The 4,225-nt window shown below is 27.2% G+C and carries 4 protein-coding genes, 2 tRNA genes and 1 rRNA gene; all 7 read left to right on the forward strand.

Going from position 1 to position 4,225, the window contains the following annotated elements:
• Positions 1–8: 8 nt before the first annotated feature.
• The 7 genes from rrf (at position 9) to OW729_RS19255 (ending at position 3,936) form a co-directional block, all read left to right on the forward strand.
• A 5S ribosomal RNA gene (gene rrf, locus OW729_RS19230) occupies positions 9–125 on the forward strand.
• Positions 126–130: 5 nt separating this feature from the next.
• Positions 131–206, forward strand: a tRNA-Phe gene (locus OW729_RS19235).
• A 550-nt stretch (positions 207–756) separates the two neighbouring features.
• Positions 757–1,233 (forward strand): hypothetical protein, encoded by a 477-nt coding sequence (locus tag OW729_RS19240; RefSeq protein WP_268063145.1) that lies wholly within the window; start codon positions 757–759, stop codon positions 1,231–1,233.
• 134 nt (positions 1,234–1,367) lie between these two features.
• Positions 1,368–2,057, forward strand: coding sequence for a response regulator transcription factor (locus OW729_RS19245; protein ID WP_268063146.1), 690 nt, complete (start codon positions 1,368–1,370; stop codon positions 2,055–2,057).
• Positions 2,039–3,487, forward strand: a complete 1,449-nt coding sequence (locus OW729_RS19250; protein WP_268063147.1) for a HAMP domain-containing sensor histidine kinase — start codon at positions 2,039–2,041, stop codon at positions 3,485–3,487. The genes OW729_RS19245 and OW729_RS19250 overlap by 19 nt, the downstream gene beginning before the upstream one ends.
• Before the next feature lie 169 nt (positions 3,488–3,656).
• Positions 3,657–3,803: a hypothetical protein gene (locus tag OW729_RS19525; RefSeq protein ID WP_407647715.1), complete on the forward strand. Its 147-nt coding sequence runs from the start codon at positions 3,657–3,659 to the stop codon at positions 3,801–3,803.
• A gap of 57 nt (positions 3,804–3,860) precedes the next feature.
• Positions 3,861–3,936: transfer RNA gene (locus OW729_RS19255), tRNA-Phe, on the forward strand.
• The last annotated feature ends 289 nt before the right edge of the window (positions 3,937–4,225 follow it).

The following is a 4,225-nucleotide window of genomic DNA, read 5'->3' on the forward strand; positions in this document are numbered from 1 at the left end:
CTATAGCATCTGGTGGTTATGGCTTGAAGGTAACACCCGTTCCCATTCCGAACACGAAGGTTAAGCTTCAAAGCGCCGATGGTACTGCACTGGAGACGGTGTGGAAGAGTAGGTCGCCGCCGGGTAATTTGGCTTCATAGCTCAGTCGGTAGAGCAGAGGACTGAAAATCCTCGTGTCACTGGTTCGATTCCAGTTGAAGCCACCAAGAACCTCTAACAAAGTTAGAGGTTCTTTTTTTCTCAACAAAATAAGTTATAATAACATATTTTTTATATAATTATAGTATAAGTTACTATAATATAATATCATTTATGTTATGATAAAATAAAAGATCCACAATAAGTAATGAATTTTGCAAAGTTTTTTGTGGATAAGTGGATAAAATAAAAAATACATTGTGGGTAATTAATTATAAAAATATTATGTAACTATACAATTTCAAAGTAAAAAGTATTTTATTCAAATTAATTAATAAAATTATTGCAATAAATGGTTATAACATCTCTTAAAAATTCACGAAGTCTTATCTTATATTTATATTTGAACTTTTGGGTTACGTGGAAATTTGTCTATATTATCAGTAGTATCTCTATAAATTTTATCGTTTTTCAACTGAATTGTTTGCCAATCATTTTTATTATATGATGTTCTCTTTTGATCTCCTTTATAGGTATCTCAATTTCTGTGTTTTTTGGTGTATTTTTTTATTTTTAGTTGGGTATTTTGTTTTTAGTCTTATCTTGGGATATATACTTTTGCCTAGAACAGATACTACAATGTTTTTCTTTATAAAATATCCATTTACATTAATAGTATTTTTGATAAGCACATTTTTAATAAGTACAATTTTTGGCATGGTATATCTACCTAAAGTGGATAATACAATTGTTTTAAATATGACAGGGACTTTTAGTGCTACAGATATGATGATTTTTAATTTAAAGTTTTATGCTTTAGAGCTTGTTGTATTAATATGTTTACTTGCAATTAGTAGTATTGTTAGTTTAATTGTACCTAACGCTATAATAGGTGCAATATCAACTATAGTTATTACTGTTGGTTTAGTATATGTTCATGATAAATTTGATTTTTTACTTGTTAACTTAAAAAGAATTTTCGATGTGTTAACTAATGTGCCAAATGAAAGTTTTAATTTGTGGGCAATATGTATGATAGCAATTGGATTGATAATTAGTATTGGAGTATGGAATAAAAGAGATTGCTTGGACTAGAATATTAAACCCTAAATGTGTATGGTAGTATATAATATATAGAATTTTGTTAATAACTTTTAGCTAGAGTAAAAATCCTACCTAAAAGTAATAAATATATTTATGGTAACTTATTACATGATGAGGTGAGCATTTTGAAAGAAAAAATATTAATTGTTGATGATGAGGGAGATATAGTTTCATTTTTAAAAGATACTCTTGAGGATGAAGGATATGAAGTATTTACTGCATATGATGGAAATGAAGCTATAGAAAAATCTAGATTATATCCGGATTTAATATTACTTGATGTTATGATGCCGAATAAAAATGGATATGAGGTATGTAGAGATATTAGAGATATTGTGAGTTGTCCTATTATTTTTCTTACAGCAAAACAGGAGGAACAAGATATAATTAATGGACTATCCATTGGTGGTGACGATTATATATCTAAACCCTTTAGTTTAAGACAGCTTAAAGCTAGAATAAAGGCTCATTTAAGAAGAGACAGAAGAAATTTTAATAATCATGAAAAATCTAACTTATATTTTGGAAAATTAAGTATAGATTTAAAAGGAAGAATGGTATATGTTAATGGAGAGTTAATTGCAATAACTAAAAAAGAATTTGATATAATTGAATTTTTAGCTGCTAATTGTGGTCAGGTTTTTTCAAAAGAACAAATATATGAGAAAATATGGGGCTATGATGCAGAAGGTGATTCATCTGCTATCGCAGAACATATCAAGAACATAAGACGTAAATTTGCTAATTTTGATTCAGATATAGAGTATATATCTACAATTTGGGGAGTGGGCTATAAATGGCAAAAAGGTATTTAATTGAAAAACTTTCTTTGAAAAAGCAATTTATAATTAATATATTAATAGTTTTATTTTTAAGTTTTGTTTTTACTATACTAAGTATTGTAATAATGATGGGATTAATTTCAAAAGGCTACATATTGAAAGCCAGTTATTATGAATCCAAGGTAGAGGAAATACAAAAATACATTAAAAACTACTCAGATAAAATTGTAAATAAAGATTTTAAAAAGCAATTAGATACTATTATACCATTACAAGGTGTAGAATATGAAGTAATTAATTTAAAAGGAGAAGTTGTTTATGGGGAGTATAAAACGCCAATTACAAGTAAACCTGTTAAAATTGTTAGTAATAATAATATAGAAAATTATGGATTTTTGGGACAAGAAGTAGTAAAATATGTACCTATAAAATATAATAACAAATTGCAAGGAATGATTGTTTTTAGATATTATTTAAGAGCTAGTGCGAAAAATCCAAAATATAATTTTTTAGTTAGGAGTTATTTATTATCACCATTTATTTACATTATAATTTTTACTTTTATTTTTTCTACAAAACTATATAAAAGACTAAATAAACCTTTAAGGCAATTAAGAGACGGAGCACAAAAAATAAGGAATAAAGATTTAGAATTTAGTATTTCTTATGATAGTAATAATGAACTTGGAATGGTATGTAAAGCATTTGAAGATATGAGACTTGAGCTTAAAAATACATTAGAGAAGCAGTGGAGAATGGAAGAAGAAAGAAAAGAAATGGTATCAGCTATAGCACATGATTTAAGAACTCCTATAACTGTAATAAAAGGTCATGTTGAGGCATTAATAGATGCTAATAAGTTAGATGCAGATAGGCTAGATAGATATTTAAAATTAATAGACAATAATGCAGATAGGATGACTAAACTTATAAGTGAAATAAATATACTGACTAAAATAGAGTCTATAGATTTTAATATCAACTATAGGGAAGGCGATATTATCGAGTTTGTTTCTGAAAAAGATATAGATTATAGAATTTTATGTGAAGATAAAAATATAAGATTTTATTTAAATATTGAGGATAAAAGAGATAATAATAAGTTGGTTTTTACAGATATTTATGTTTTAAGTGAAATATTAGATAATTTAGTTTCTAATAGTTTAAGATTCACTCCAAAAGAAGGATGGATAAAACTGAATTTAAGTTTAACATATGAAAAAGTAATTTTTTGTGTTCAGGATTGTGGTTGTGGGTTTTCAAATAAAGATATAGCTCATGCTTTTAATAGATTTTATCAAGGCGATGAATCACGGTCAAAGGGAAAGGGACATTCAGGATTAGGACTTTATATAGTTAAAAGTTTAGTTGAAAAACTTAATGGGAATATACGAATTGGAAATAGTGAATATGGTGGAGCATGTGTTGAATTTGAGATTCCTTTATTATATAAAAATAGTTAATAAGGATAAAGAGAATTTTACTACATAAGAAAATATCTTAAAGTATAACATATGAAGATATAATATATGAAAATATAGTGGATTATTAATGTTTTAAATCTGAAGATAGGTGTATCAAATAAAAACTCCAAAGTAAATAACACAGATAACATATAATAATGATTATCTTATTAATTTAGTACAAGTAAAAGTTAGTCTCAGCTTTGGGAAAGCTTTTGTAAAAGAAGTTTTATGTAATTTTTTAGTATGTTTACAAGTTAGGGTGGTAAAGGCATCTGAAGAGGTTCCAGGTAAAATTATTTACGAAAAATGTTGACATAAGTCTGATGTGCTGATACAATAATTATTGTGTCAAAGAAAAGCACTTGGGCATGGCTTCATAGCTCAGTCGGTAGAGCAGAGGACTGAAAATCCTCGTGTCACTGGTTCGATTCCAGTTGAAGCCACCAAAATCTCAGTAATTTTATTACTGAGATTTTTTATTGTAAATTTTTATCCGATACTTAGTCATAAAGGTACTCCCGTCTTCTGTAGGTCATGTAAGTTCACCAATAGTATAAAGACAGCATTATTCTAAAATATAATAAAAATGAAAAAAATATATAAAAAAATGTGTCAACTGTTTTTGAAAATGTCCTAAAATAGTTTAATTATTAGCACCAGAAAAATCTGGTGCTTTTTTATTGCTACGCAACATCGGTTTTAAGGCGATGAGCCTGCATTTTACAATGTTTCTCA

The organism is Clostridium brassicae (assembly GCF_026738875.1).
GTDB lineage: Bacteria > Bacillota > Clostridia > Clostridiales > Clostridiaceae > Clostridium_H > Clostridium_H brassicae.